The organism is Paraburkholderia acidisoli (assembly GCF_009789675.1).
Classification (GTDB): domain Bacteria; phylum Pseudomonadota; class Gammaproteobacteria; order Burkholderiales; family Burkholderiaceae; genus Paraburkholderia; species Paraburkholderia acidisoli.
Genome location: NZ_CP046915.1, coordinates 595,652 through 618,356, shown reverse-complemented (window position 1 = coordinate 618,356; position 22,705 = coordinate 595,652). Strand labels below are relative to the sequence as shown.

Below are 22,705 nucleotides of genomic sequence, written 5' to 3'. Positions count from 1 at the left end.
AAATTGTGGACAACTCCGCAGACGAATACGGCTCACCGCATGCACAACAAACGTGGTTGCGCACGCAACCTCTAGCGTTTCACTCAACCATTTGTTGTTTTTCCGGTGGCCTTGTCCGACGTCCGTGTCGGCATATTCCTGCAAATGGCCACCTGACAAGCCTCAACGACCCGCTGTTCCACTGCGCGTCATTTTGCCACCAGGTTGGCGCGCAGACCCGGTGTGACAATGGCCCGGAATCGATCACAGGAGTCGTCCGATGCTGTCACCCAACGCAGGATCCGATATCGTCGTGCGCCAGGCGGGCCGCGCACCGGTCGGGGCACCCTCGGCTGCTCCGCGCTGTTCCAGCTGCGCCATGCGCCATCTCTGCATGCCGCAGGGCTTGCCTGCCGAAGACGTGCCCAGGCTCGAAGCGCTCATCTGCGGCGCGCGCCGCGTGCGCCGCGGCGAGGCGCTGTATCGCTCGGGCGACCGCTTTGACAATCTCTACGCCGTGCGCACGGGCTCGCTCAAGACAATGATCGTGCATCGCGACGGCCGCGAGCAGATCACGGGGCTGCGGCTCGCGGGCGAGGCGCTCGGGCTCGACGGCATCGCGACGGACGTGCACGCGTTCAGCGCGGTCGCGCTCGAAGACAGCTCGATCTGCACGCTCCCCTACGGCGCGCTCAAGCGCCTGTGCCGCGAGGTCGGCACGATGCAGGACCGCCTGCACCGCCTGCTGGGCGATCAGTTCAATCAGGAAGCCTCGCAGATGATGGTGCTGGGCTCGCTTTCGGCGGAAGAGCGCGTGGCCGCCTTTCTGCTCGACGTCTCCGAGCGCAACTGGGAGCGCGGCTATTCGCACGCCGAGTTTCATCTGCGGATGTCGCGCGAGGACATGGGCAGCTACCTCGGCATCACGCTCGAAACCGTGAGCCGTATTCTGTCGCGTTTCCAGAAGCGCAATCTCATCGACGCGCGCGGCAAGCTCATTCGCATTGTCGACATCGACGGGCTCAAGGATCTCTAAGCCGTAGCACGCTGCACGCGCGCGCGAAGTCGCGAGACGTATCGAGCAAAAACAAAAAGGGGGAAGGCCCAAGGCCTTCCCCCTTTTGTCATTGCCCCTTTGTCGTTGCGCTCATTGCGCGCGCAACGACCGGCGCGACGTTACTTCGTGTCGTCCTTGATCTGCGGCAGCGTGTAGGCCTCGCCCGGCGAGAGCAGGCCCACTTGCGAGTACACGCGCAGCTTGTCGCGCGTATCGGTGATGTCGAGGTTGCGCATCGTCAGCTGGCCGATACGATCCTTCGGCGAGAACGTCGAGGCGACCTTCTCCATCGACAGACGCTCCGGCTGATACGTGAGGTTGTCCGACTTCGTGCTCAGGATCGAGTAGTCGTTGCCGCGGCGCAGCTCGACCTTCACTTCGCCCGTGATCGCGCGCGCGACCCAGCGTTGCGCCGTTTCGCGCAGCATGATCGCCTGCGGATCGAACCAGCGGCCTTGATAGAGCAGGCGGCCCAGACGGCGGCCGTTTTCGCGGTACTGCTCGATCGTGTCTTCGTTGTGGATGCCGGTGACGAGGCGCTCGTAGGCGATGAACAGCAGCGCGAGGCCGGGGGCTTCGTAAATGCCGCGGCTCTTCGCCTCGATGATGCGGTTCTCGATCTGGTCGCTCATGCCCAGACCGTGACGGCCGCCGATGCGGTTCGCCTCGAGCATCAGCTCGACCGGGTTCGCGAAGGTCTGGCCGTTCAGCGCGACCGGCTGGCCTTCTTCGAAACGGATCGTGACTTCCTCGCGGTCGATCTTGACGTCGTCGCGCCAGAACGCCACGCCCATGATCGGGTTGACGATCTTGATGCCCGATTCCAGGCTTTCCAGATCCTTGGCTTCGTGCGTCGCGCCGAGCAGGTTCGAGTCGGTCGAGTACGCCTTTTCCGCCGACATCTTGTAGGCGAAGCCTGCCTGACGCATGAACTCCGACATTTCCGCGCGGCCGCCGAGTTCGTCGATGAACTGCTGGTCGAGCCACGGCTTGTAGATCTTCAGGTCCGGATTGACGAGCAGACCGTAGCGGTAGAAGCGCTCGATGTCGTTGCCCTTGTAGGTCGAACCGTCGCCCCAGATGTTGACGCCGTCTTCCTTCATGGCGGCGACGAGCATCGTGCCCGTCACGGCGCGGCCGATCGGCGTGGTGTTGAAGTACGTGACGCCGGCCGTGGTGATGTGGAATGCGCCCGATTGCAGGGCGGCGATGCCTTCCGCCACGAGTTGCGCGCGGCAGTCGATCAGACGTGCGCCCGCGGCGCCGTATTCGGTCGCGCGGCGCGGGATCGAATCGTAGTCGTCTTCGTCGGGCTGGCCGAGGTTCGCGGTGTACGCGTAGGGCACGGCGCCCTTCTGCTTCATCCAGTGCAGCGCGGCGCTCGTGTCGAGGCCGCCGGAGAACGCGATCCCGACCTTTTGGCCGGTCGGAAGGCTTTCGAGAATTGTGCTCATGAGAAGGAACCCGGTAGAACGAGAAGCGGAGGAATTTCGGTCGAATCGTCAAGTATCTTGTATCGCCGGGCTTTCGGCAAGCTCAGACGGCCGCGCGGACGGCCTTCGCGCGCGGGCCGCCCGCCCGAAAATCCGACGTCGGAAACGTGATTTTCGCGCAAATAAATAGGGGCGCGTGCGGGAAATGCGCAGGCGCTTCGCACGCGGGCTTTCACGCCATTGCGCCAACGCGTTGCGCGGCTAGCGCATGGTGTCCCACGCCGCTTCGATCGCGCGCAGCGCGCCCATCACGATCGAGCGGTTCAGCGCCGCGGCCAGCACGCCGTCGCGCTCCGCATAGGCTTCACAGAGCCGCTGATGGTCGGTGCACGAGCGCTGCAGGCGCCCCGGCAGCGAGGTGCTCAGGTGGCGCAGCCGGTTGGTGCGCAGGCGCATGGAGTCGAGCACTTCCTTGACGATGCCGTTGCGGCTCACGCGCAGTTCCTCGTCGCGAAACGCCACGTTGGCCCAGAAGTAGCCGTCCACGTCGCCTTGCGCGGCCACTTCCGCGAGCTTCGCGTGGGCGCGCCAGAGCGCCGCGAGGTCGTCTTCCGTGGCGTGTTCGACGATGGCGAGCGACACCTGGCCGTACAGCAGCGCGCGCAGTTCGTAGATTTCGCGCACTTCCTTCAGGTGCATGGCGGCCACGCGCGGCCGGCGGCGCGGCGGCCAATCCACGAGTCCTTCGCGCGTGAGCGTGAAGAGCGCCTCGCGCACGGGCGTGCGGCTCACGCCGAAGCGTTTGGCGAGATCGACGGAATTCAGGTCGTCGCCGGGACGCAGCCGGCCTTCGATGATGCCGCGCGCCACCCAGTCGACGATCTCGGCCACGCTCGACGAATCGCCCGCATCCGGTGCGGCGTGCAGATCGACGTCTTCATCCATGCGCTATGTCCTCGCTGCGTCCTCGCCAAGCCGCGCCCGACGGCGGCGCCGCCGATTGTAACAAAGGCGATGGCGACCGCTGCGTCGACGCTAAGTGTATACACTAAAAGCACCGAGACGCATCGATCGCTCGAAAATCGCCATATACTGGCGATAAATGTCGACACAAATCGGCAACCGACGACCCATCGGAGGCAAGGAGACGCCATGTACATGGGAACGGAGACCGGCAGGACGGCGCAGGGGGAGGCGAGCGTTTCGGCGCGGCTCGACCGCCTGCCGCCCACGCGCTATTTTCGCGGGCTCGTCGCGCGCATCGCTATCGGCGGCTGGTTCGAGTTCTACGAGATGTTCATGGCCGCCTACATCTCGCTCGGCCTGATCCATAGCGGGTTGTACCGCGCGACCACGGCCGGTATTTTCGATGTGAACGGCTTCGCGAGCTTTCTCGGCGCGTTCTTCGCGGGCATGTTCGTCGGCACCGTGGCGCTGGGCGGCTTCACCGACCGCTTCGGCCGCCGCGCCGTGTTCACCTTCGCGATGCTCACGTACTCCGTGGCCAGCTTCGCGGCCGCCTTCCAGCACGAGGCCGTGGCGATGGACGCCTGGCGCTTCGTCGCGGGCGTGGGGATCGGCATGCAGTTGATCACCGTCGACACCTACATCTCCGAACTCACGCCGCACGACGCGCGCGGCCGCTACACGGCCTTCAGCATTCTCGTGATTTTGACCTCGGTGCCCGCGGTTGCCGTGATCGCCTATCTGCTCGTGCCGCACACCCTGCTCGGGCTCGAAGGCTGGCGCTGGGTGATGATCATCGGCGCGGCGGGCGCGGTGCTGATCTGGTTCATCCGCCACGGCCTGCCCGAGTCGCCGCGCTGGCTCGAAAGCCAGGGACGCGTGGGCGAGGCGCGCGAGATCGTCGACGAAATCGAGCGCAAGGTGATTGCCGAAACCGGCCGGCCGCTCGCCGCGCTGCCCGCCGGCCCCGACGCGCAGGCGCTCGAAGCGCGCGGCGCCTGGCGCGAGATGTGGCAGGGGCGCTACCTGCGCCGCACGCTCATGCTCTCGCTGTTCAACTTCTGCCAGACCTTCGGCGTGTACGGCTTCGGCGCGTGGGTGCCGGTGCTGCTTGCCTCGAAGGGCATCACCATCACGCACTCGCTGCTCTACACGATGGTGATCGCGATCACCACGCCGCTGGGCGCGATAGGCGCAATGGCGTGCGCCGAACGCATCCAGCGCAAATGGCAGCTCGTGGGCTGCGCGCTCGTCGTGGCCGTGGCGGGCGTGCTGTTCGGCCAGGCGCGCGACGCCGTGCCCATTCTGCTGTTCGGCAGTGCGGTGACGATCGCCAACAACTGGTTGATCGGCATCTTTCACACGTATCAGGCGGAGTTGTATCCCACCCGCATTCGCGCGCGCGCCGTGGGCTTCGTGTTCAGCTGGAGCCGCCTGAGTTCGATCTTCGTGGGTTTTTGGGTCGCGGCGCTGCTCAAGCACTATGGCGTGCCGGCCGTGTTCGCGCTGATCTCGGCGGCGATGCTCGTGATCGTCGTGGCCGTGGGCGTGTGGGGACCGCGGACCAACGGCGTACGGCTCGAAACCTTGTCCAGCTGACCGTATCCGACCGAACTTGCCCGAGTGACTTCGGGCCTTGAAAACAAGGAGTCTGTGCGTATGTCGTCAGCGTTTTTGCCGTCGCGCCGCCGTTGGCTTTTGAGCGCCGCCGCGTGCGGTCTGCTGCCTGCCATCGGCATGAAAAGCGGTCTGGCCGCCGATGAAGAGCGCGCCCCCGCCGCCTCGAACGAAAACGGCATCACCGCGCAACTCGCGCGCTATATGGTGAGCGCCCGCGACGCGCCGTTGCCCGGCGCCGTGTTGCTCGAATGCAAGAACCACATTCTCGATACGTTCGGCGCCATGGTGTCGGGCTCGCGCATGCGGCCCGGCATGCTCGCGACGCAATACGTGCGCTCGCTCGGCGGCACGGCGCAGGCAACGGTAGTCGGTTCGGAGCTGCGCACCACGACGATCAACGCCGCGCTCGCCAATGCGATGTGCGCGCATTCCGACGAGACCGACGACTTCGAGCCGGTCACGAAGGCGCACCCCGGTTCATCGACGATACCCGCCGCGCTCGCGATGGGCGAAGCGAACGGCGCCTCGGGCGCGGCGTTCGTGCGCGCCGTGGCGCTCGGCTACGACATGGCCTGCCGGCTGCTGATGGCACTCGGCCCCGACCTCGTGCGCGCCTCGCATCGCAGCGCGGAAGGCACCGCCTCGACGTTCGGCGCACTCGGCGCGGCGGCCGCGCTTGCGCGCCTTGACGAACGCAACACGCGCTATGCGATTTCGTATTCGGCGCAGCAGGTCTCGGGTTTGTGGAGCTGGGTGAAGGACCACGATCACATTGAAAAGGCCTTCGATTTCGCGGGCATGGGCGCGCGCAACGGCGTGCAGGCGGTGACGATGGTGCAGGCCGGCATGACGGGGGTGGCCGACGTGCTCGACGGCACTCACAATCTCTTCATCGCGCTTTCCACGCAGCCGCAGCCGCACGCCATGATCGACGGTCTCGGCACGCACTTCTTCGTGATGGACACGGCGATCAAGACGTACTCGGTTGGCTATCCGATCCAGTCGCTGCTCGACGCGCTGCTCATCCTGCGCAAGCAATATCAGCTCACGCCGCAGAACGTGCGCAGCATCACGGTGAAGGTGCCGCCCGACGCGATCGGGATTGTCGGCGAGAGCGCCATGCCCGACGTGAACTGCCAGCACATGGTCGCGCTCGCGCTCGTGAAGGGCGCGGTTTCGTTCGCGGACAGCCACGACGTCGCGTTGATGCACGATCCGCACATCCTGGCCGAGCGCGCGAAGATCCGCGTGGAAGCCGACCCGAAGCTCGCCGATCCGGCCGCGCCGCGCGGCGCGAGCGTGGAAGTCACGACCACCGACGGCCGCACCGTGTCGCATTACACGCGCTTTCCACCGGGCACGAAGGAGAACCGGCTAAGCGTCGCGCAGGTCAACGAGAAGGCCCGCGACCTCATGGAACCCGTGCTCGGGCGGCAGAAAACCGCGCAACTGATCGAACGGGTGAACGGCCTGGAAAACGTGGCGAACGTGGCGGAACTCCGTTCGCTCTTGACCGCCTGATCGTTCGTATCGCTAACTAACCATGCCGGTGGGAATGCGCCGGCGGCGCGGCGCTACGGCATGCGCGCCCGCGTGGTATCGACGGCCGGCGGTTCGTCCGGCACGCCGCGCAACAGGATTGTTTCCGCGCGCTGGTTACGCGAGGCTTTCCAGATCATCAGCAGATGATAGTAGAGCCGTACGCTCAACCCGAAGCGGTAGGCGTACAGATTGCCGAGCGCCAGCGCGAAGCCCGCGCGCGCTTCATGATTGCGCGCATGCAGCGACACGACGATCGGCACGAGGCGCTTCATCGCGAGTTTGCGCGCCGCTTCGAGCTCGCGCGGCAACGCGAGTCTCTCGAGAAATTGCCAGGCCGCAATCGAAGAGGCATTCATGGTGTGCCGCGTTGCCTGGGATACCGAAACGTCGGTGATGCGGTAACACGAAACGTGCGCGTTCACGTAGAACACGCGCCGGGCCGCAAGACACAGGCGCGTGCCGAACACGTAATCGCAGCAGGTGCCGTATTGCGCGTCGTAGCCGATACGCCGCACGAGATCGGCGTTCGCGAGCCAGCCGTTGTTGGGAAACATCTGCACGATGCCCACGCGCCCCGGCAACGCCTGCAGGCCGGCCGCGGCAGGCGTGCGGTGGTACGCGTGATTCATGCGCCGGCTCGCGGCGTAGTCGATGCGGCCGTCGTGACCGGTTTCGTATTGATCGCCGAACGCGACTTCGAGATCCGGATGGCGTTGCCACGGCGCGAGCAGCCGCGCGATGGCATCGGCGAGCAGAAAGTCGTCGTCGTGAATCAGCAGAATCTTGTCGCCGCGCGCGCGCTCGAACAGGCTCGCCACGTTGCGCGCCTGGCCTAGCGCCGGCAAATTACGCCGATAGTCGATGCGCGCGTCGTTGCCATTGCGTTCGGCGATAACTTGCGCGGTGCGCTCGTCGCCGGAATCGTCGCCAATGACGATTTCGATGCCGGTGTGCGTTTGCGCGAGACACGAGTCGATGCAACGCACGAGCAGGTCGGGGCGGTCGCAGGTCGGCACACAAAGGGAGACCGTGGTTGTCGTCATGGCGCACCTCATACCAGGGATTTCGATAGGTTCGCATTGCGAACTTCAAGGGTTGGCATGACGGTAAATGAAAAAAAACCGAAAGAAATAGGAAATAATTCGCGCGGCATGACGCTTGCGGCGGGCGCGCCGCCGCGCCTTGTGGGACGGGCTCCGGCGATCTGTAAAAGATGTATCCGCGGCGGCCAGAACGATCCGCTAAAGAAAATTGCGCGATGCATAAGCCGGCGCCGGGGCGTGGCGCGCCAAAGCGAACGGCATGGACAGGCATGAATGGGCATTGGCGATCGGCCGAATCAACTCGCGATACGATTCGCTTCATTCGCCCGCAACGCGCCCACGCCGCCATGATCGCCACGTCCTACGTTCACAAACCTCTCACGCCGTTTCGCCGCGCGATCGCGCGCTTCTCGCTCTCGGAACTGGCGAAATACGCGAAGCTCACGCTCGGCATGTGGATCGGCTTCGGCATTCCGTACGCGCTCGGTTATCCCGACGCGGCCGTGGCGCTCTCGGGCTCGGCGATGCTCACGCTCGCCATGGGCAGTTCGATCTCGGCGGCGCGCGGCTACTTCTACAAGCGCGTGATGTCGAACGTGGTCGCGATGCCCATCGGCACGTTGCTGATCTGGATGACCGCGCCGCATATGTGGATCGGCGTGATTTTGCTGCCGGTGGTGATCTTCACGATCGTGGGCCTGAAGCCTTCGGTGTTTCAGATGACGAGTGTCACCGTGCCGATGACGCTCGTGCTCTACACGGGCGAGCACATTCCGCTGCTCGAGCAACGGTTGATCGGCGTGGTGCTGGGCATGTTGCTGGGCTACCTGATCCAGCAGATCGTGTTTCCGCCCGATCACGGCTTCTGGGCGAATACGCTCGTGAACGACGGCAACGACGCCGCCACGACGCTGCTCACCGACGTGGCCGCGAACACGCTCGACCGCACCCGGCTCAAAGCCTCGACAGCAACGTTGCGCCTCGCCAGCAGCCGCCTCAAGGAAGCGCACGATCTGCTCAAGGCCGACCTCGAACAGTCGTGGGTTTCGCCGCATCTGCAACGCAATCGCGACCGGCTGCCGCTGTTCTGGTGCTATCACGAGCTGTTCGATTCGATCGTGTCGTTTCTCGAAACGCTCGATACCTTCAACACGCAGTTCGAGGCGCTCGACGGGCATTGGCAGGACGGCTACCGGCGCGGCCTGACGCGGCTCGTGAACGTGCACCACGAACTCGCCCTGCGGGCGGACCTGCGCGTGGAACGCGCCGCGCTCGAAGCGAACCCGCTGCCGTACGCCGCATTGCAGGCGCTCGTGGAAGCGCTGCCCGCAACGGGCGTGTACTCGAGCGTCTATCTCGGCCATCTCACGGGTTACGGCATCTTGCTGAGCCGCCTGAGCGACATGCACACGGAGCATTTGCGCGTGGCGTAGGGCGACTCACCTGTGCCCGAGCGCGCGCGTGATGGCCGGCAGGCGCGCCGCGGCGCGCTCGTGCAACTGTCGATACAGGCTGTTGCCGTGCGCGTCGATGGCGACGGTCGCCGGGCCGAGCTTGTCCACCTCCAGCGTGAGCAGGCGAAACTGCGAGATGTACTCGGTCCAGTGCATCGACACCACGCGGCGCAGCGCCTGCGAAAGCCCATGCGCGCCGCCGCCGAGAAACGAGAGATACACGCAGCCGGTCTCGCGCATGGCTTGCGCGCTCGCTTCGTCGAGACCGCCTTTGCCGCCCACGAGCCGTACGCCCAGACCGCCGACGATCGCGGGCATGAACGCGTTGTAGCGCGTGCTCGTGCTCGGATTCAGGTAGAGCGGCACGGGCCCGCCGGGTGTGTCCTGCACATAGGTGCTGAGGTGAAAGAACGCGCCGCCGCGCAAATCCACGGGCAGCGCGGCGCCCGTCGCGGCGGCTTCGGCAAGCCGTTTATGCGTGGGCAAACCGATGCTCACGGTGATCTCGCCCGACACGCGCACCAGCTCGCCGAGTTTCAGATCAAGCGCGCTTTCGCGGGAAAGCGGCAGTTGCAGATCGCGAATCACGCTCATCGTCAGGACTCCAGATAGTCGACGCGGCCGTCGTGATGAATGCGCGCCGCCGTACGCCGGTTGATCCAGCAGTTGAAACACACGGCCACGGGCACGAAACCGTGGCTCGCGGAATAGTCGATGTTGACGGCCATCGCGGTCGTGTCGCCGCCCGTGCCCATTGGACCGAAACCCATCGCGTTGACGGCGCCGAGCAGGCGTTCTTCCATGCGCGCGAGAATCGGTTCGGGGTTGGTCTGGCCGAACGGCCGCAGCATCTGCTCCTTCGCGAGCCGCGCCGCGTGGTCGAATGTCCCGCCAATGCCCACGCCGATCACGAGCGGCAAGCAGGGCTGCGAGCCGGCGCGCATCATCGTGTCGAGCACGAAGCGTTCGATCTGCTCGTGCGTGGGATAGACGAACGCGTCGATGGCTTCCCAGCGGCCCGTGCCCATCGCCTTGGGCGCGCAGACGATGTCGACGTAATCGGCGTCGTCGATCATGTCGAAGCTGACGATCGGCATGTCCTTTCCCGCGTAGCTGCGCTCGTGCGTGAGCGGATTCGTCACCATCTTGAGGATGGGCGGCGTGATGTTCGCCGCGAGTTCGGCAAAACCGTCGCGAATCGCGCCGCGCACCGGGCCGTCGAATTGCACGCGCGTGCCGATTTTCACGCTATAGGTGGGAATGCCCACGTCGCTGCACACGAGCGTGCCGTTGCGTTTCGCGCCGTCGGCGCTTTCGAGCATGATCGTGAGCGTGGCCTTGCCCGTGGTGTCGGTCTCCGTGCTCGCGGCCCGTTGCAGGAACGCGCGCGTGTCGTCAGGAATCGCCTTGAGCGAGCGCTCGTAAAGCTGCGCGGTCACGCGCTTGAGAATCGAACTGTCGATGGCCATTGTCGTGGTTCCTTCAAAGGCGAACGCATGCAGGCGAAATTGCCCGCGTTCCACCAGGAGAAAAGCGTGCAGATCGCGGCATGCGCTCGACGCTGCGCGGCGACAATACGCGAACACCCAGGAGCACGCGGAGGAGACACGCATGAACGGAGCGAAGCGCATTGCCATTGTTGGCGCGGGCGCGATCGGCGGACATTTCGCGGCGCGGCTCGCGCTGGCCGGCCATCAGGTGTCGATGCTCGCGCGGGGTGCGACCTTGCGGGCGCTCGCGCAACACGGCTTGCGCTACGCCTCGCCGGAACAGGGCGAGCGCGCCATCGACGTGAACGCTTCCGGGGAGTGTGCCGCGCTCGGCGAGCAGGATCTCGTGGTGATCGCGCTCAAATCGCATGCGCTGCCGGAGCTGGCCGCGTCGCTCGCGCCGTTGATGGGCGCGCGCACCGTGGTGCTGCCGGTCGGCAACGGTTTGCCGTGGTGGTACTTCCTCGTCAGCGATCAACCGCTCGAAGGCTTGCGCCTGACGAGCGTCGATCCGGCGGGCGTCATCGAGCGCGCCATCGACATCGAACGCGTGCTGGGCGGCAGCGTGATGGCGTCGTGCAGTTCGCCCGCGCCCGGCTGCGTCGTGCATCACAGCGGCGGCAAGGTCGTGCTCGGCGAGCCGGGCGGCGGCATGAGCGAACGCGCCGCGCACTGGGCGCAGGTGCTCGCCGCAGCGGGACTTGGCGCCACGGCCAGCCACGACATTCGCCGCGATCTCTGGCTCAAGCTGCTCGGCAACGTGTGTGCGAATCCGCTCAGCGTGCTCACGCAGGCGAGCACCGACCGCATTGTCGATGATCCGCTCACGCATGCTGTGTTCGCCGATCTGATGCGCGAGTGCGTGACGCTCGGGCGTCGCGCGGGACTTGCCGTCGACATCGACGTGGCCGCGCGCCTCGCCCAGACCCGTGCGCTCGGGGCTATCAAGACCTCGATGCTGCAAGACCTCGAAGCGGGGCGCCGTCTCGAACTCGACGCGATTCTCGGCGCGCCGCTCGAATGCGCCGCGCGCGTGGGCTTCGACGCGCCGCTCATGCGCGCCGTTCACGCGCTCGCGCGACTGCGCGCCGCGCAAACCGGCTGAAGCACCAGAGCCATTCGCGACGGCGCGCATGCGCTTCATTCGCCGCGCGTGTAGTCGCCCGCGTTGGCGACCCAGCCCTTGCCGATGAAATCCTCGCGCGGCGGCGAGAACACGTCGATCAGCAGGTGGCGGCCGTCACCCACGCCTTCGGTCGTGTGGATCATTTGCACGGGAATCGAAATGAGCGAGGCGGGGCCCGCTTCGAGATGCTGATCCTCGCGCCACTGGTTCGCGTCCGGGCCCCAGTTCACGCGCAGGTGATGCACGAAATGACCGTCGATGGCGAGCGAGCCTTGTTCGAAGTTCGTGTGGCTGTGCGGGCTCAGCTTGCTGCGGTCGCGCGCGTCCTGATACTCGACCCAGTTGATGCTGAGCGTGTCGCTCTGGAGCATCTTGAGGCGCGGCTTGTCGGCGGGCGGCACGATGTCGTCGATGCGGATCACCTGCACTTCGCCCTGGCCGCGCGTGCGCGCATAACCGGCTTCGCTGCCCACGATACGCGCGTCGGGCGTGGCGTAGTCGTCGTCGTTGATCGAGACGCCGGGCGCGAGGTCGGCGCGCGACGAGGCGAGCAGCACCGCGCGGCCGCCTTCATCGCAGGTCACTTCGATCTCTCCCGCGGGCAGCACGCACACGCTGCGGCCCGGCACGCTTTGGAGGGCGCCGCCGCCCGCGCGGATCTGCGCGCCGCTCGCGTCCGGCAGCAGCAACAGCGTTTCGCGCGCGCTTTGCGCCGCGAACGGGGCGCCGCCGCCCGCGAGCCACTGCACGTAGAAGTTCTGGCCGCGCGCCACGTTGCCGGGCGCGAGGTTGTACACGGCCGTGTCGCGCACGCCGGTTTCGGGGGATGAGGTCATGTTGGTTTCCTTGATGACGCAAGCATCAGTCGCGGCGCGGGCTCGGGCGTCCGAGCACGTCGATGCGGCCGACCGTTGCGTAGTTGTTGCCGTCGAGGCGCGTGAGCGGCTCGGTGCCGATGGTGTCGAAGCGGCCGTCCGCGTCGACGAACCGCTCGTCCAGATGCACGCCCACGATGCGCCCGAACACCACGTTGCTGAAGGTCTCGCCAGGCGCCGTGGGTTCGATCTCGACGATGCGCAGCAGCTTGCACTCCATGCTCGCGGGCGAGGCGGCCACGCGCGGCGGCTTCACCCGCGTGCTCTGGGCTTTTTCGAGGCCCGCGAGTTCGAATTCGTCGGTGCCGTAGGGCGCGTTGAACGAACTGAGGTTCATCGGCTCGCGCAAATTCCACGTGACGAGATTGGTGACGAACTCGCCGGTCTCGCGCACGTTCGCGATGGTGTCCTTTTCGGCACGATCGGCGGGCGCGTTGCACGAGAACATCACCACGGGCGGCGCGGTCGAGACGAGGTTGAAGTGCGAGAACGGCGCGAGATTCACCTGGCCCCGGCCGTTGATCGTGCTGATCCAGCCGATCGGTCGCGGCGCGACGATCGCGTTGAACAGCGTGCGCTTGAAGCCGGGCGTGGCGGCCGGATCGAGAAACATCGACATCTCCTGCAGGGTGAAGTGGTGTTGCGGCGGTGCCGCAAGCGCCGTTAGCCGACCGTGCCGCCCTTGACGAATACGCGCTTGCCGGTTTCGTAGAGCACCGCGTGGCGTTCTTCGGGCGTGAGCAGCGCGGCCGCGTCGAGCATGCGCTGCACCATGTCCCGATAAGTGCCCGACGAGGTGCCGATGTCCGAGCCCCACATGATGCGATCCGCGCCGAACATGTCGACGGCCGCGCGCAACGCCTTGTCGGCCGGCGTGTGCGTTTCGCGGTAGATGTCGAGGTTGATCGACGTGAACTTGAAGAAAATGTTCGGCTCGGCCGCGAGCGGCACGAAGCGCGCGTCGAAACCGTAGTTCTCGTCTTCGGCTTCGGGTTCGAGCATGTGGTCGAGCACGACGCGCACGTTCGGATGCTGGCGTGCGAGTTCGATGATCGCGGGCACCGAAGGACCGCCGCCGCCCACGGCGAGCACTTCGAGATCCATGCAGATGCCGTATTCGTTCGCGATGGCCCACGTTTGCAGCGCGCGTGGCGAGTTGAGCCACGGCATCGCCCCGTCGGTGTCGCGGCCACCGAAAAGACGCACGCCGGTCAAGCCATGCTTCTCGATGTAAGAGCGCACGAGTTCGGGCGTGGCGGCGTCTTCGGCGTCGAGAATCACCACGGCCGAGAAAATCTCGGGATAGGCATCCGACGAATCGAGAATGTAGCTGTTGTCGTAGCGGTAGATCATGCGCTTCTGCACGGCCACCGCGCCTTCCACGCCTTCTTCCTTCATCCACGGCAGCATGCGCGCGACGTCGGGCACTTCGTTGATCGGGTTCGGGCCGTGCGCGCCGCCGGGCAGGCCGATCACGCCGGGCAGGCGCGGCGGCGCGTTGGGCGAGCGCTTCATCGGATTGCGCGGATAACGGCTCTGGTCGTCGGCGACGAGGTGGGCGTGCGAATCGAACAGCTTGAGTTTGGCGGATGCCATGACGTCTCCAGAATGAAGCGAAAAGCGCGCGAGTCGCTGTGTGTTGGCGTTGCCGCGACTCGCGCTCAGGCGTTAGAAAAGATGCCGGATGCCGACGAGCGCGCCCGCTTGCGCGTCGCTCTTCGAGGGCGTCGCGAAGGTGAGCGCGGCCACGGCGCGCTGGCCGGTGGAATCGAAACCGCCGGCCGTTTCGCGCAGGCCGATCAGATAGAGATCGGTGCGCTTCGACAGCGCATAGTCCGCGCCGATGTTCCATTGCTGATAGCTCGCGCCGCTCAGGCCCAGATAGGAACTGGCGCGCGTGTATTCGTACGCCACCCCGAGTTGCAGCGAAGGCGTGAGGCGATACTTGAGATTCAGCTCGCCCGTGTTGAAGGTGACGCTCTTGCCGCGCTGGCTCGCGGGTGTGGTCACGCCTGTCACCACGGTGCCGCCGAGATCGTTGAAGCGCGTATTGGTCCAGATGCCGCCCACGGTGAACTTGCCGAACACATAGGATGCGCCCGCGCCGATCACCTGCTGCGAAGCGGCGGTGGCGTAGCCACTGAAGACCGGGCTCGCCGACATGTTGTTGCCGGTCGCGCTGCTCGTGGCGTTGTTGCCGAACAGCGCATAGTTAGGATTCTTGACGAAGAGATAGGCCGCCGAAGCCTTGAACGGACCGCCGTCGTAATCCACGCCCGCGGAGATCATTTCGTTCTGCGTGGTGTTGCCCGCCACGCCGCCGAGACTGTAGGTGCCGCCCACCTGGAAGCCGCGGTAGCGCGCGCTCGCGAACTTGATCGCGTTGTTGGCGCGCTCGGTGCCGTCCACGTCGTCGAGACCGGCCGGGTGATAGCCCCAGCCCGCGCCACGCGCGGCCCAGTCGGTGCCCGAGGCGTACTGGCCGAGATAGCCTGAGAGCGTCAGATACTGGCGGCCGAGCGTGAGCGTGCCGTAAGGCGTAGACATGCCGACGAAAGCCTGACGCCCGAACATGAGGCCGCCTTGCAGGGCGCCCGTGTTGGTGGTGAAACCGTTTTCGAGCGTGAAGATGGCCTTGTAGCCGCCGCCCAGGTCTTCCGCGCCGGTCAGGCCGAAGCGCGAGGCGCTTTCGTTGCCGCCCGCGAGCGCGTATTGCGACTTGCCGCCGGCATTGCTCACGTAGCGAAAGCCGGCGTCGACGATACCGTAGAGCGTCACGCTGCTTTGGGCGTGCGCCGCGCAGGCCACGCTGCACGCGGCGATCAGGAACAACGGTTTTTTCATGGGGGTCTCCTCGCGTATTGTCTCCCGAGCCGTGCGCTGCGGGACTATGGATTCGTCGTCGCATTCCGTTGCCGATGCAACCGGCGCATGCGGGCCGCGGCGCAACGTTTCGACGCCCCGTATGTTTCCACGCACGGCCTCGCCGACCAAGCGCGTTTCGGCGACATTCCGCAGAGCGAAAAGCAACGGGCGTCGCAATGCCCCGCAAAATAGGGCGCTTTCATAGCGATTCCGTCACGCGGAATCTTGCGGTTTCGCGCTTGGTGGGTCCCGCCGGGGCACGTAGTATTGCTCGCCGTGGGCCGCGAACCTGCCGTGAACCGGCTGGAAATGGCGGACCCCGATTACACAAAAGCCGGCAGCACGCCGCGCGACGCGCGGCGCCAAGCCGGGCGCTTAAGTTGGAGGAGCGATGGAGATATCAATGAGCACGTCGGCGAGCGCCGATGTCGCGTGGGATGCGCAGCAGGACGAACGCCTGATCCGGCGCGTATGGTGGCGCATCATGCCGCTGATCCTCGTCACCTATCTGGTTTCGGTCATCGACAAGATGAACGTGAGTTTCGCCAAGCTCCAGATGGTGCACCAGATCGGCCTGACCGAAACGGCGTACGGCCTCGCGTCGTCGCTGTTCTTTATCGGCTATCTGATCTTCGAGATTCCGAGCGCGCTGGGCGTGCATCGGTTCGGCGCGCCCAGGTGGATTTTCCGCATCGTGCTGAGCTGGGGTGTCGCCACGCTGCTGATCGCGTATATCTCGTCGGGCTCGATGTTCGCGGCGCTGCGCTTTCTCGTGGGCGCGGCGGAAGCGGGGCTCTATCCCGGCATCGTCTATTACCTCACGGTGTGGTTTCCGCGCCGCTATCAAGTGCGCGCGCTCGCGCTGCTCACGCTCGGCAGCGCGCTTGGCAACATGCTCGGCTCGGCGTTCGGCGGCGTGCTGCTCTCGCTCGACGGCGTGTGGCATCACGCGGGCTGGCAGTGGGTGTTCATCGTGACCGGGCTGCTGGCACTGGTGCTTGCGCCGGTGGTGCTCCGGTGCCTGCCGCGCAACGTCGAAACCGCGTCGTTTCTGGATGCGCAGGAACGCGCACGCCTCGCGCGCATGGTCGCCGACGAAGCGCCGGAGGCGCATCACGGCGGCAGCATCTGGTCGGTACTGCTCGACCGCGCCGTGCTCGTGTTCGCGCTGGGTTACACGCTGCTGCTCACCTCGCTCTACGGCCTGATCTACTGGCTGCCGACGGTCATCAAGGGCTTCGGCGTGTCCAGTTCGCTCAACGGTCTCTTGACGATGATTCCGTGGGCGCTCACCTCGGCGCTTCTGCTGATCGTGCCGCGCCTGCTCAGAACCGAAAGCCGCGTGCGTTACGCGGCGGCGGCGATCGGCGTGATCGGCTGCGTGGCGTTCATCGCGAGCCTGCTGGTGACCGATCCGGCCGCGCGTTACGTGGCGCTCGTGATCGGCACGCCGTGCACCTCGCTGCTGCTGCCGTGTTTCTGGTCGCTGCCCTCGAAGTATTTCAGCGGACGCCGCGCCGCCGCGGGCCTCGCGACCATCAGCAGCATCGGCAATTTCGGCGGCTTTCTCGCGCAGAACGCGATGCCGTGGATCGGCAAGGCGCTCGGCCATCCCGGCTACGCCATGCTGCTGCCCGCGTTGTGCCTGCTCGCGCTCGGTCTGACCGCGCTGGCCATGCAGATGGCGAGCGGCCGCGCGACGGTCAACTCCCCGGCTTCGTAACTTTCATCGGCTTTCGACTATGTCCACCAACGACACCCCCACGCGCCGGATCGGCACCTTCGTCAAAACGGGCGCGCCGCAGATCGTCGAGATTCTCGGCGGCGCGGGCCTGAACTTCGTCGTGATCGACGCCGAGCACGCGCCGTTCGACCGCGGCACGCTCGACGTCATGGTGATCGCGGCGCGTTCCGTGAACCTGCCGCTCTACGTGCGCATTCCCGACATGAGCGCGGCGACGATTCAATCCGCGCTCGATCTGGGCGCGTCCGGCCTGCTGGTGCCGCATGTGGATTCCGCCGACGAAGCGCGCCAGCTCGTCGCGCGCACGCGCTTCATCGACGGCGAACGCGGCTTTTCCAGCTCGCCGCGCTTCGCGGGTTACGGCGCGCTCGGCATGAAGAAAGCGGTGGCGGCCGGTGATGGCATCGACATACTGTGTCAGATCGAAAGCCGCGCGGGCTGCGAGGCCGCGCAGGCGATCGCCGATGTCGATGGCGTGTCGGGTCTGTTCGTTGGCCGCGCCGATCTCGCGCTCTCGTTCGGCTTGACCGACGCGCGCGCGCCCGAGGTCATGCAGGCGACCGTGGAGGCGCTCGCCATCGCGCGGCGCGCGGGCAAGACGGCGGGCGTGGCGTGCGGCGAGGCAAGCGAGTGCGACGAATTCGCGGCAATGGGCGCGACGTGGTTCGTGATCGGCTCGGACCAGTCGCTGCTGCGCAAGGGCGCGCTCGCGCTGATGGCGTGATGCGCGTGCCGCTGCGCGCTGCGGGTAGTGCCCGATGTAAGCCGCGCGAGGAGTTGCGATAATGCGCGGTTTCGCCGGTGCCGGCGCGAGGTTCGCATGAGCCGCGCGCCGCGCCTCATCACTCGCCCGAAAGACACGATGCCCGAACGCGACTCATCGATTCGCGCCGTCGAGCGTGCGATCACCCTGTTGCGCGCGCTGAACCAGATGCCCGTTTCGACGCTCGACGGGTTGCATCAACTCACGCTGCTGCCCAAGCCCACGCTGATCCGTCTGTTGCGCACGTTCGAGGAACTCGGCCTCGTGGCGCGCGGCGGACGCCCCGGCGAATACCGGCTGCTCGAAGGCGTGAACGCGCTCAACTCGGGCTATCACCACGTGCCGCGCGTGGTGGAGATCGCCGCGCCGCTCGTGCGCGCGTTGACCGAAGAGATCAAGTGGCCGATCGCCGTGGGTATGCTCGACGTGGATGCGCTCGTGGTGCGTTACAGCACGATTCCGTATTCGCCGCTCTCGCTGCTGCATTCGTCGATCAACATGCGGCTTTCGCTCGTTTCGCGCGCGCTCGGCCGCGCGTATCTCGCGTTTTGCGCGCCCGAGGAGCAGGCGATGCTGCTCGAAGTGGTGCGCCAGAGCCATCATCCCGAAGACCGTCTCGCGCAGGATCGCGAAGCCGTGCAGACGATGATCGCGCAGACGCGCGAGCGCGGTTATGCGTTGCGCGACACGACGGTGCGGCCCGTGTCGGGCACGATCGCCGTGCCGGTGATGGCGAAGGAATTCGTCGCGGCCTCGATCGGGCTCACGTGGTTCTCGTCGGCGCTCACGGTGGAGAAAGTCGTCGAGCGCTATCTCGGGCAATTGCAGGACGTGTCGCGGCGAATTTCCGAGCAGCTTTGACGCCGCTGCGTTGATGCACCGATGCGCGACGCTTGCGCAATCCGGCCTTGCTACGCGGCGGCGCTGCGTATATCGGCTAGCCAAGCCATTTCGGCCTCCGAAGAATGCGAGTCTCAGACGACCTCGCGAGGAGACCGCACATGCCATCGACCACGCTTGATCACGCTACCTACAACGCCGACGGCATTCACGTCGAGCGCTTCACTTCGCCCGACGCCATGCCGGACCGCCCGCCCGTGCTCTGCGTGCACGGCGGCTGCCACGGCGCGTGGTGCTGGGACGTGTACGCGCCCGAATTCGCGGCGGCGGGCTACGACGTGCACGTACTCGACTGGCGCGGCCGGGGTGGTTCGGCGGCGGTGCCCACCGAGCGTTTCGTGAAGCTGTCGATTGCCGACGTAGTGGACGATATTCGCGCGGTCGCGAGCCGCTTCGACTTGCCGCCGGTGGTCGTCGGGCATTCGATGGGCGGGCTGGCGTCGCAGCTTTACGCGGCGCGTTACGACGTGGCGGCGCTCGTGTTGTTGACGCCGGTGGTGCCCGCCAATGTGCATCCCGAGCCGATCGAACTGCCGATCGCCGATTTTGCCGCGCCATGGGGACCGCCGCCCGCCGAGGTCGCGCGTCAGCTGTTCTTCCAGGGCCTGAGCGACGACGAAGCGCGGCACTATCAGGCGCTGCTCGTGCCCGAGTCGCCGAAGCGCGTGTATGAAGCGACGCGCTGGACGCTCGAGGTGGACGCGGCGCGCGTGCCGGGCGGGCGCACGCTGCTGGTTTCGGGTGAACTCGATGTGCTGACGCCGCCCGGGACGGGGCGCGCGTTGGCTGGCCTGTACGGCTGCGAGTACTGGCTGGAGCCGGGGTTCGGGCACAACGTGCTGTTGGGGGCGGCGGCGCAGGGGTTGGCGCGAAGGGTGAGGGGGTGGGTGGATCGGCAACTGGGGGTCTAATCCCACGCCGGGAGCGGCCGCCAGACCGCTCTCCAGCCTTCTTCCGCGGCTCCGGCTTTCATCTCGAAATCCTTCGATAGAACCGCCAACCCGCCGCGCCTATCCTGACACCTGTCCTGCAAACAACGTGTCACGGAGAACCGTCATGAGCCCGCTTCTGCTGCTGGTCGATCATTCCCAACTGCTCAACCGCGTCAACACGCTGTACTCCTTCGCACCCGGCGAGGAAACGGCAGAAGCCACCGTCGCACGGGAAACGAACGCAGGAAAAGACCATCGCAACACACAACTCAAAAGCCTGCTCGTCGGCACCTTGATGTTCGTGCCGTTTCTGGCCGCTTACGTCGCGCTATGCGCGAGCAAGTAAGCCCGTGAGCCAGTGAGCAACGAGGCACGCGTGGCCTTCTGAATCGCGCGCGCCTCGTCGCGGTATCGTCCGTCAAAAGAAATGCCGCATGCCCACGCGCAGCAACGCCTGATTGCCGCTCGACGAAGGCCCCGCCGTAAATAGAATCCACGCCTTCGCCGTATCGCCGTCACCGCTCGCGTGCTGCCAGGCCGCGCTCGCGTAAATATCGGTGCGTTTCGACAGCGTGTAATCGAGCGTCACGTTCACCTGATGCGCGCGATTGTTCTCCAGCACGTCGTTGCCCTTCATATATTGATACGCCGTGTACAGGTGCATGGCCTGGCCGACCGGCACCGTGCCGCCCACCTCGATCACGTTGATGGTCGCGCCCGTGAAGGTGTTGCGCGTGTTCGTGTAGAGCAGGTCGGCCCAGCCGCTCAGGATCGCGACGCGGCCGCCCACGCCGAAATTGCGGATGCCGTCGGCGCCGTTGTTGATCTCGGCGTACTTCGTCATCGTGTAGGCTGCGTCGATCGAATACGCCTTCTGGTCGTAGTCGATGCCGAAGCTGTACGCGTTCTGGTTCGAGAAGCCGCCCGCGAGATTGGAGAAGCCGTACATCGCGCCCACGGAAAGGCCGCCGATGGAAGGCGATTCGTACTTCACCGAATTCGCCATGCGCGACGCGCCCGCGGTGCGGTCGAAGTCGAAATCGCCGCTGAACGGCCCCGGTTTGCCGAGCGCGTCGAACGGACCTTGCCGCAGGTTCGTGAGCGACACGTACGGCAGTTCCGGCCCGAGCCGGTTGTACGAGAGCGACATGAACATGAACTCGTACTGGTTACCGGCCGTGAGCGTGCCGTAGCGGTCGCTGTCGATACCCACCCACGCCTGGCGCCCGAACAGATTGCCGTCGAGCGCGCCTGTGCCCACTTCGAACTGGCCTTCGAGGTTGAACACCGCGTACCAGCCGCCGCCCAGATCCTCGCGCCCCTTCAGGCCGAACAGGTTCGGCACGAGCACGCCCGTGTCCATGACCGTGGTGCGATGGCCGCCGTCGTTCGACAGCGTGGTGATGCCGGCATCGAGCATGCCGTACAGCGTGACCGAGCTTTGCGCATGCGCGGCAGAAGCGAGCGCTGCGCAGAGCGCGCCGGCGAATACTTTTTTCATCGAGAGGTCTCCAGGGCAAGGCACATCAAAAATAATTGGGTATCCGAATCAATGCCGATACGAAGGCGCTCTTTCCACTTGAGACGCCTAACGCCGGCTCAACGCGCCACCACCAGCAACGCGACGAAGATCAGCACTTCCACCGCCGCGAATACGCCGAACGCCACCGCGAACGACTGCGTCGCGCCGATCACCGCGCCGAGCAACGCGGGCGCGACGAAGGTCGAGACGATGCCGCCCAGCTCCGCGAAGCCGATCGCGCTGGCCGCGAGCGCTTCGCCGTATTTTTCGCTCACGAGGCTGAAGATGGCGCCGCCGCTCAGCACGACCACGCCGCTGAACGCCGAGATCGCGAGCAGGCCGCTCCATTCGATCCGCACGAGCGTCGTGGCCACGAACGCGAGCGCCGCCGCCACGCAGCACGCCGCGCCGACCTTCAACATGGCCGTGCGTGGCATGCGGTCGGAGAGCCAGCCGCCCACGAGCAGCACGACCACTTGCGCGAAGCCCATGGTGGCGCCCACGGTCGCGGCGGCGGGCACCGGCATGTGCTGGACCTCGATGAACGCGGGCACGACCCAGGTCGTCACGGCCGAGATCGCGAACATGTCGCCGAAAATGGCCAGCGCGCCCACGTAGAGCCACTTCGAGCGGAACACGGCCCAGATCGACACGGCTTGCCGAGGCGCCTCGTTGTGCGTATGCGCGTGCGCGTGACCCGCCTCGTCGTCCCAACGAAAATCCGCGTAACCGATCTCGCGCGGGCCGCCGCGAATCGCGAGCGCGCCGAACGCGCCCACGGCGCAGGTCGCCACGCCGAGCGCGGCGAAAAAGGTGCGCCAGCCGAATGCCTCCGACACCGGAATGCCGATGGCGAAGTCGAGCGTGATGGCCAGGCTGAACGCGGCGAGCAGCACGCCCATCGTGAAGCCGTGGCGTCTGGGCGGAAACCAGCCCACGATCAGCTTCATCGTGCCGACCCACACCGCCGCGTCGAAGAAGCCGATCACGAGGCGCAGCGCGATCAGCATCGCGTACGAAGCCGCATGCGACTGCCAGAACATCGCGAGCCCCGCGCCCAGCAAGCCCACCGCGAACAGCACGCGTGCGCTCAGCGTGCGCCCGAGCGGCGACCACACGCACATGCCCACGCCGTAGGTGATGGCGAACGCGCCCTGCGCGAAACCGGCCTCGGCGGGCGAGAGCGCCAGCGCGTGCGAGACGAACGGCATGACCGCCGCGAAGCCGTACCAGTCGCCCGCGAGAAACAACTCGCCGAGCACGCCGACGAACAGCGCGAAGGTTTGCCACGCCCGCAATCGCGGTGCGTGCACGGCATAGGATGAGACCGTATTCATGAGGGATTCCCCTGGGGAAATGGACGTATCGATGGGTGCCGTAGTGTTGTGGCCGAT

Annotated in this window: 21 protein-coding genes; 10 read left to right on the top strand and 11 right to left on the bottom strand. The window is 66.1% G+C overall.

What is annotated here, in order from left to right:
- The first annotated feature begins 259 nt into the window (after window positions 1–259).
- Window positions 260–1,015 (top strand): helix-turn-helix domain-containing protein, encoded by a 756-nt coding sequence (locus tag FAZ98_RS24940; RefSeq protein ID WP_407672138.1) that lies wholly within the window; start codon window positions 260–262, stop codon window positions 1,013–1,015.
- Window positions 1,016–1,155: 140 nt separating this feature from the next.
- Here FAZ98_RS24940 and argG read toward each other — a convergent pair whose 3' ends face one another.
- Window positions 1,156–2,490 (bottom strand): argininosuccinate synthase, encoded by a 1,335-nt coding sequence (gene argG, locus FAZ98_RS24935; RefSeq protein WP_158955061.1) that lies wholly within the window; start codon window positions 2,488–2,490, stop codon window positions 1,156–1,158.
- 240 nt (window positions 2,491–2,730) lie between these two features.
- Window positions 2,731–3,414, bottom strand: a complete 684-nt coding sequence (locus tag FAZ98_RS24930) for a GntR family transcriptional regulator (protein WP_158955059.1) — start codon at window positions 3,412–3,414, stop codon at window positions 2,731–2,733.
- Window positions 3,415–3,621: 207 nt separating this feature from the next.
- Between FAZ98_RS24930 and FAZ98_RS24925 the strand changes: the two genes are divergently transcribed.
- Complete coding sequence (locus FAZ98_RS24925; RefSeq protein WP_158955057.1) at window positions 3,622–5,034, top strand: MFS transporter; 1,413 nt, start codon at window positions 3,622–3,624, stop codon at window positions 5,032–5,034.
- 60 nt (window positions 5,035–5,094) lie between these two features.
- The gene (locus FAZ98_RS24920) at window positions 5,095–6,576 is read left to right on the top strand and encodes an MmgE/PrpD family protein (protein ID WP_199272446.1); all 1,482 of its coding nucleotides are present in this window, start codon (window positions 5,095–5,097) and stop codon (window positions 6,574–6,576) included.
- Between the two features lie 53 nt (window positions 6,577–6,629).
- Here FAZ98_RS24920 and FAZ98_RS24915 read toward each other — a convergent pair whose 3' ends face one another.
- Window positions 6,630–7,640, bottom strand: a complete 1,011-nt coding sequence (locus FAZ98_RS24915) for a glycosyltransferase family 2 protein (RefSeq protein WP_158955055.1) — start codon at window positions 7,638–7,640, stop codon at window positions 6,630–6,632.
- Window positions 7,641–7,990: 350 nt separating this feature from the next.
- On the opposite strand from FAZ98_RS24915, the gene FAZ98_RS24910 reads away from it, so the two are divergent.
- Window positions 7,991–9,073: an aromatic acid exporter family protein gene (locus FAZ98_RS24910; protein WP_158956494.1), complete on the top strand. Its 1,083-nt coding sequence runs from the start codon at window positions 7,991–7,993 to the stop codon at window positions 9,071–9,073.
- A 6-nt stretch (window positions 9,074–9,079) separates the two neighbouring features.
- Here FAZ98_RS24910 and FAZ98_RS24905 read toward each other — a convergent pair whose 3' ends face one another.
- Window positions 9,080–9,688 carry a fumarate hydratase C-terminal domain-containing protein gene (locus FAZ98_RS24905; protein ID WP_158955053.1) on the bottom strand — a complete coding sequence of 203 codons (609 nt, stop codon included), beginning with the start codon at window positions 9,686–9,688 and terminating at the stop codon, window positions 9,080–9,082.
- Window positions 9,689–9,690: 2 nt separating this feature from the next.
- The gene (locus tag FAZ98_RS24900; RefSeq protein ID WP_158955051.1) at window positions 9,691–10,563 is read right to left on the bottom strand and encodes a fumarate hydratase; all 873 of its coding nucleotides are present in this window, start codon (window positions 10,561–10,563) and stop codon (window positions 9,691–9,693) included.
- Between the two features lie 142 nt (window positions 10,564–10,705).
- Between FAZ98_RS24900 and FAZ98_RS24895 the strand changes: the two genes are divergently transcribed.
- Entirely contained in the window at window positions 10,706–11,689 is a 984-nt protein-coding gene (locus FAZ98_RS24895) for a ketopantoate reductase family protein (protein WP_158955049.1), read from the top strand.
- Between the two features lie 35 nt (window positions 11,690–11,724).
- On the opposite strand, the gene FAZ98_RS24890 is transcribed toward FAZ98_RS24895, so the two are convergent.
- The 4 genes from FAZ98_RS24890 to FAZ98_RS24875 all read right to left on the bottom strand — a co-directional run bounded on the left by FAZ98_RS24890 (window position 11,725) and on the right by FAZ98_RS24875 (window position 15,429).
- On the bottom strand, window positions 11,725–12,546 hold the full coding sequence (locus FAZ98_RS24890; RefSeq protein WP_158955047.1) for a cupin domain-containing protein: 822 nt from the start codon (window positions 12,544–12,546) through the stop codon (window positions 11,725–11,727).
- 25 nt (window positions 12,547–12,571) lie between these two features.
- Complete coding sequence (locus tag FAZ98_RS24885; protein ID WP_158955045.1) at window positions 12,572–13,198, bottom strand: flavin reductase family protein; 627 nt, start codon at window positions 13,196–13,198, stop codon at window positions 12,572–12,574.
- A 50-nt stretch (window positions 13,199–13,248) separates the two neighbouring features.
- Window positions 13,249–14,181, bottom strand: coding sequence for an amidohydrolase family protein (locus tag FAZ98_RS24880; protein WP_158955043.1), 933 nt, complete (start codon window positions 14,179–14,181; stop codon window positions 13,249–13,251).
- Between the two features lie 72 nt (window positions 14,182–14,253).
- On the bottom strand, window positions 14,254–15,429 hold the full coding sequence (locus tag FAZ98_RS24875; RefSeq protein WP_158955041.1) for a porin: 1,176 nt from the start codon (window positions 15,427–15,429) through the stop codon (window positions 14,254–14,256).
- Between the two features lie 424 nt (window positions 15,430–15,853).
- Between FAZ98_RS24875 and FAZ98_RS24870 the strand changes: the two genes are divergently transcribed.
- The 5 genes from FAZ98_RS24870 (at window position 15,854) to FAZ98_RS24850 (ending at window position 20,135) form a co-directional block, all read left to right on the top strand.
- Window positions 15,854–17,173, top strand: coding sequence for an MFS transporter (locus FAZ98_RS24870; RefSeq protein ID WP_158955039.1), 1,320 nt, complete (start codon window positions 15,854–15,856; stop codon window positions 17,171–17,173).
- Window positions 17,174–17,192: 19 nt separating this feature from the next.
- Window positions 17,193–17,918, top strand: coding sequence for an HpcH/HpaI aldolase family protein (locus FAZ98_RS24865; protein ID WP_158955037.1), 726 nt, complete (start codon window positions 17,193–17,195; stop codon window positions 17,916–17,918).
- 96 nt (window positions 17,919–18,014) lie between these two features.
- Window positions 18,015–18,818 (top strand): DNA-binding transcriptional regulator, encoded by an 804-nt coding sequence (locus FAZ98_RS24860; protein ID WP_233272914.1) that lies wholly within the window; start codon window positions 18,015–18,017, stop codon window positions 18,816–18,818.
- A 140-nt stretch (window positions 18,819–18,958) separates the two neighbouring features.
- Window positions 18,959–19,768 (top strand): alpha/beta hydrolase, encoded by an 810-nt coding sequence (locus tag FAZ98_RS24855; RefSeq protein ID WP_158955035.1) that lies wholly within the window; start codon window positions 18,959–18,961, stop codon window positions 19,766–19,768.
- Between the two features lie 145 nt (window positions 19,769–19,913).
- On the top strand, window positions 19,914–20,135 hold the full coding sequence (locus FAZ98_RS24850) for a hypothetical protein (RefSeq protein WP_158955033.1): 222 nt from the start codon (window positions 19,914–19,916) through the stop codon (window positions 20,133–20,135).
- 72 nt (window positions 20,136–20,207) lie between these two features.
- On the opposite strand, the gene FAZ98_RS24845 is transcribed toward FAZ98_RS24850, so the two are convergent.
- Window positions 20,208–21,290, bottom strand: a complete 1,083-nt coding sequence (locus tag FAZ98_RS24845; RefSeq protein WP_158955031.1) for a porin — start codon at window positions 21,288–21,290, stop codon at window positions 20,208–20,210.
- A gap of 98 nt (window positions 21,291–21,388) precedes the next feature.
- Window positions 21,389–22,648, bottom strand: coding sequence for an MFS transporter (locus FAZ98_RS24840; RefSeq protein ID WP_158955029.1), 1,260 nt, complete (start codon window positions 22,646–22,648; stop codon window positions 21,389–21,391).
- Window positions 22,649–22,705: the final 57 nt, after the last annotated feature.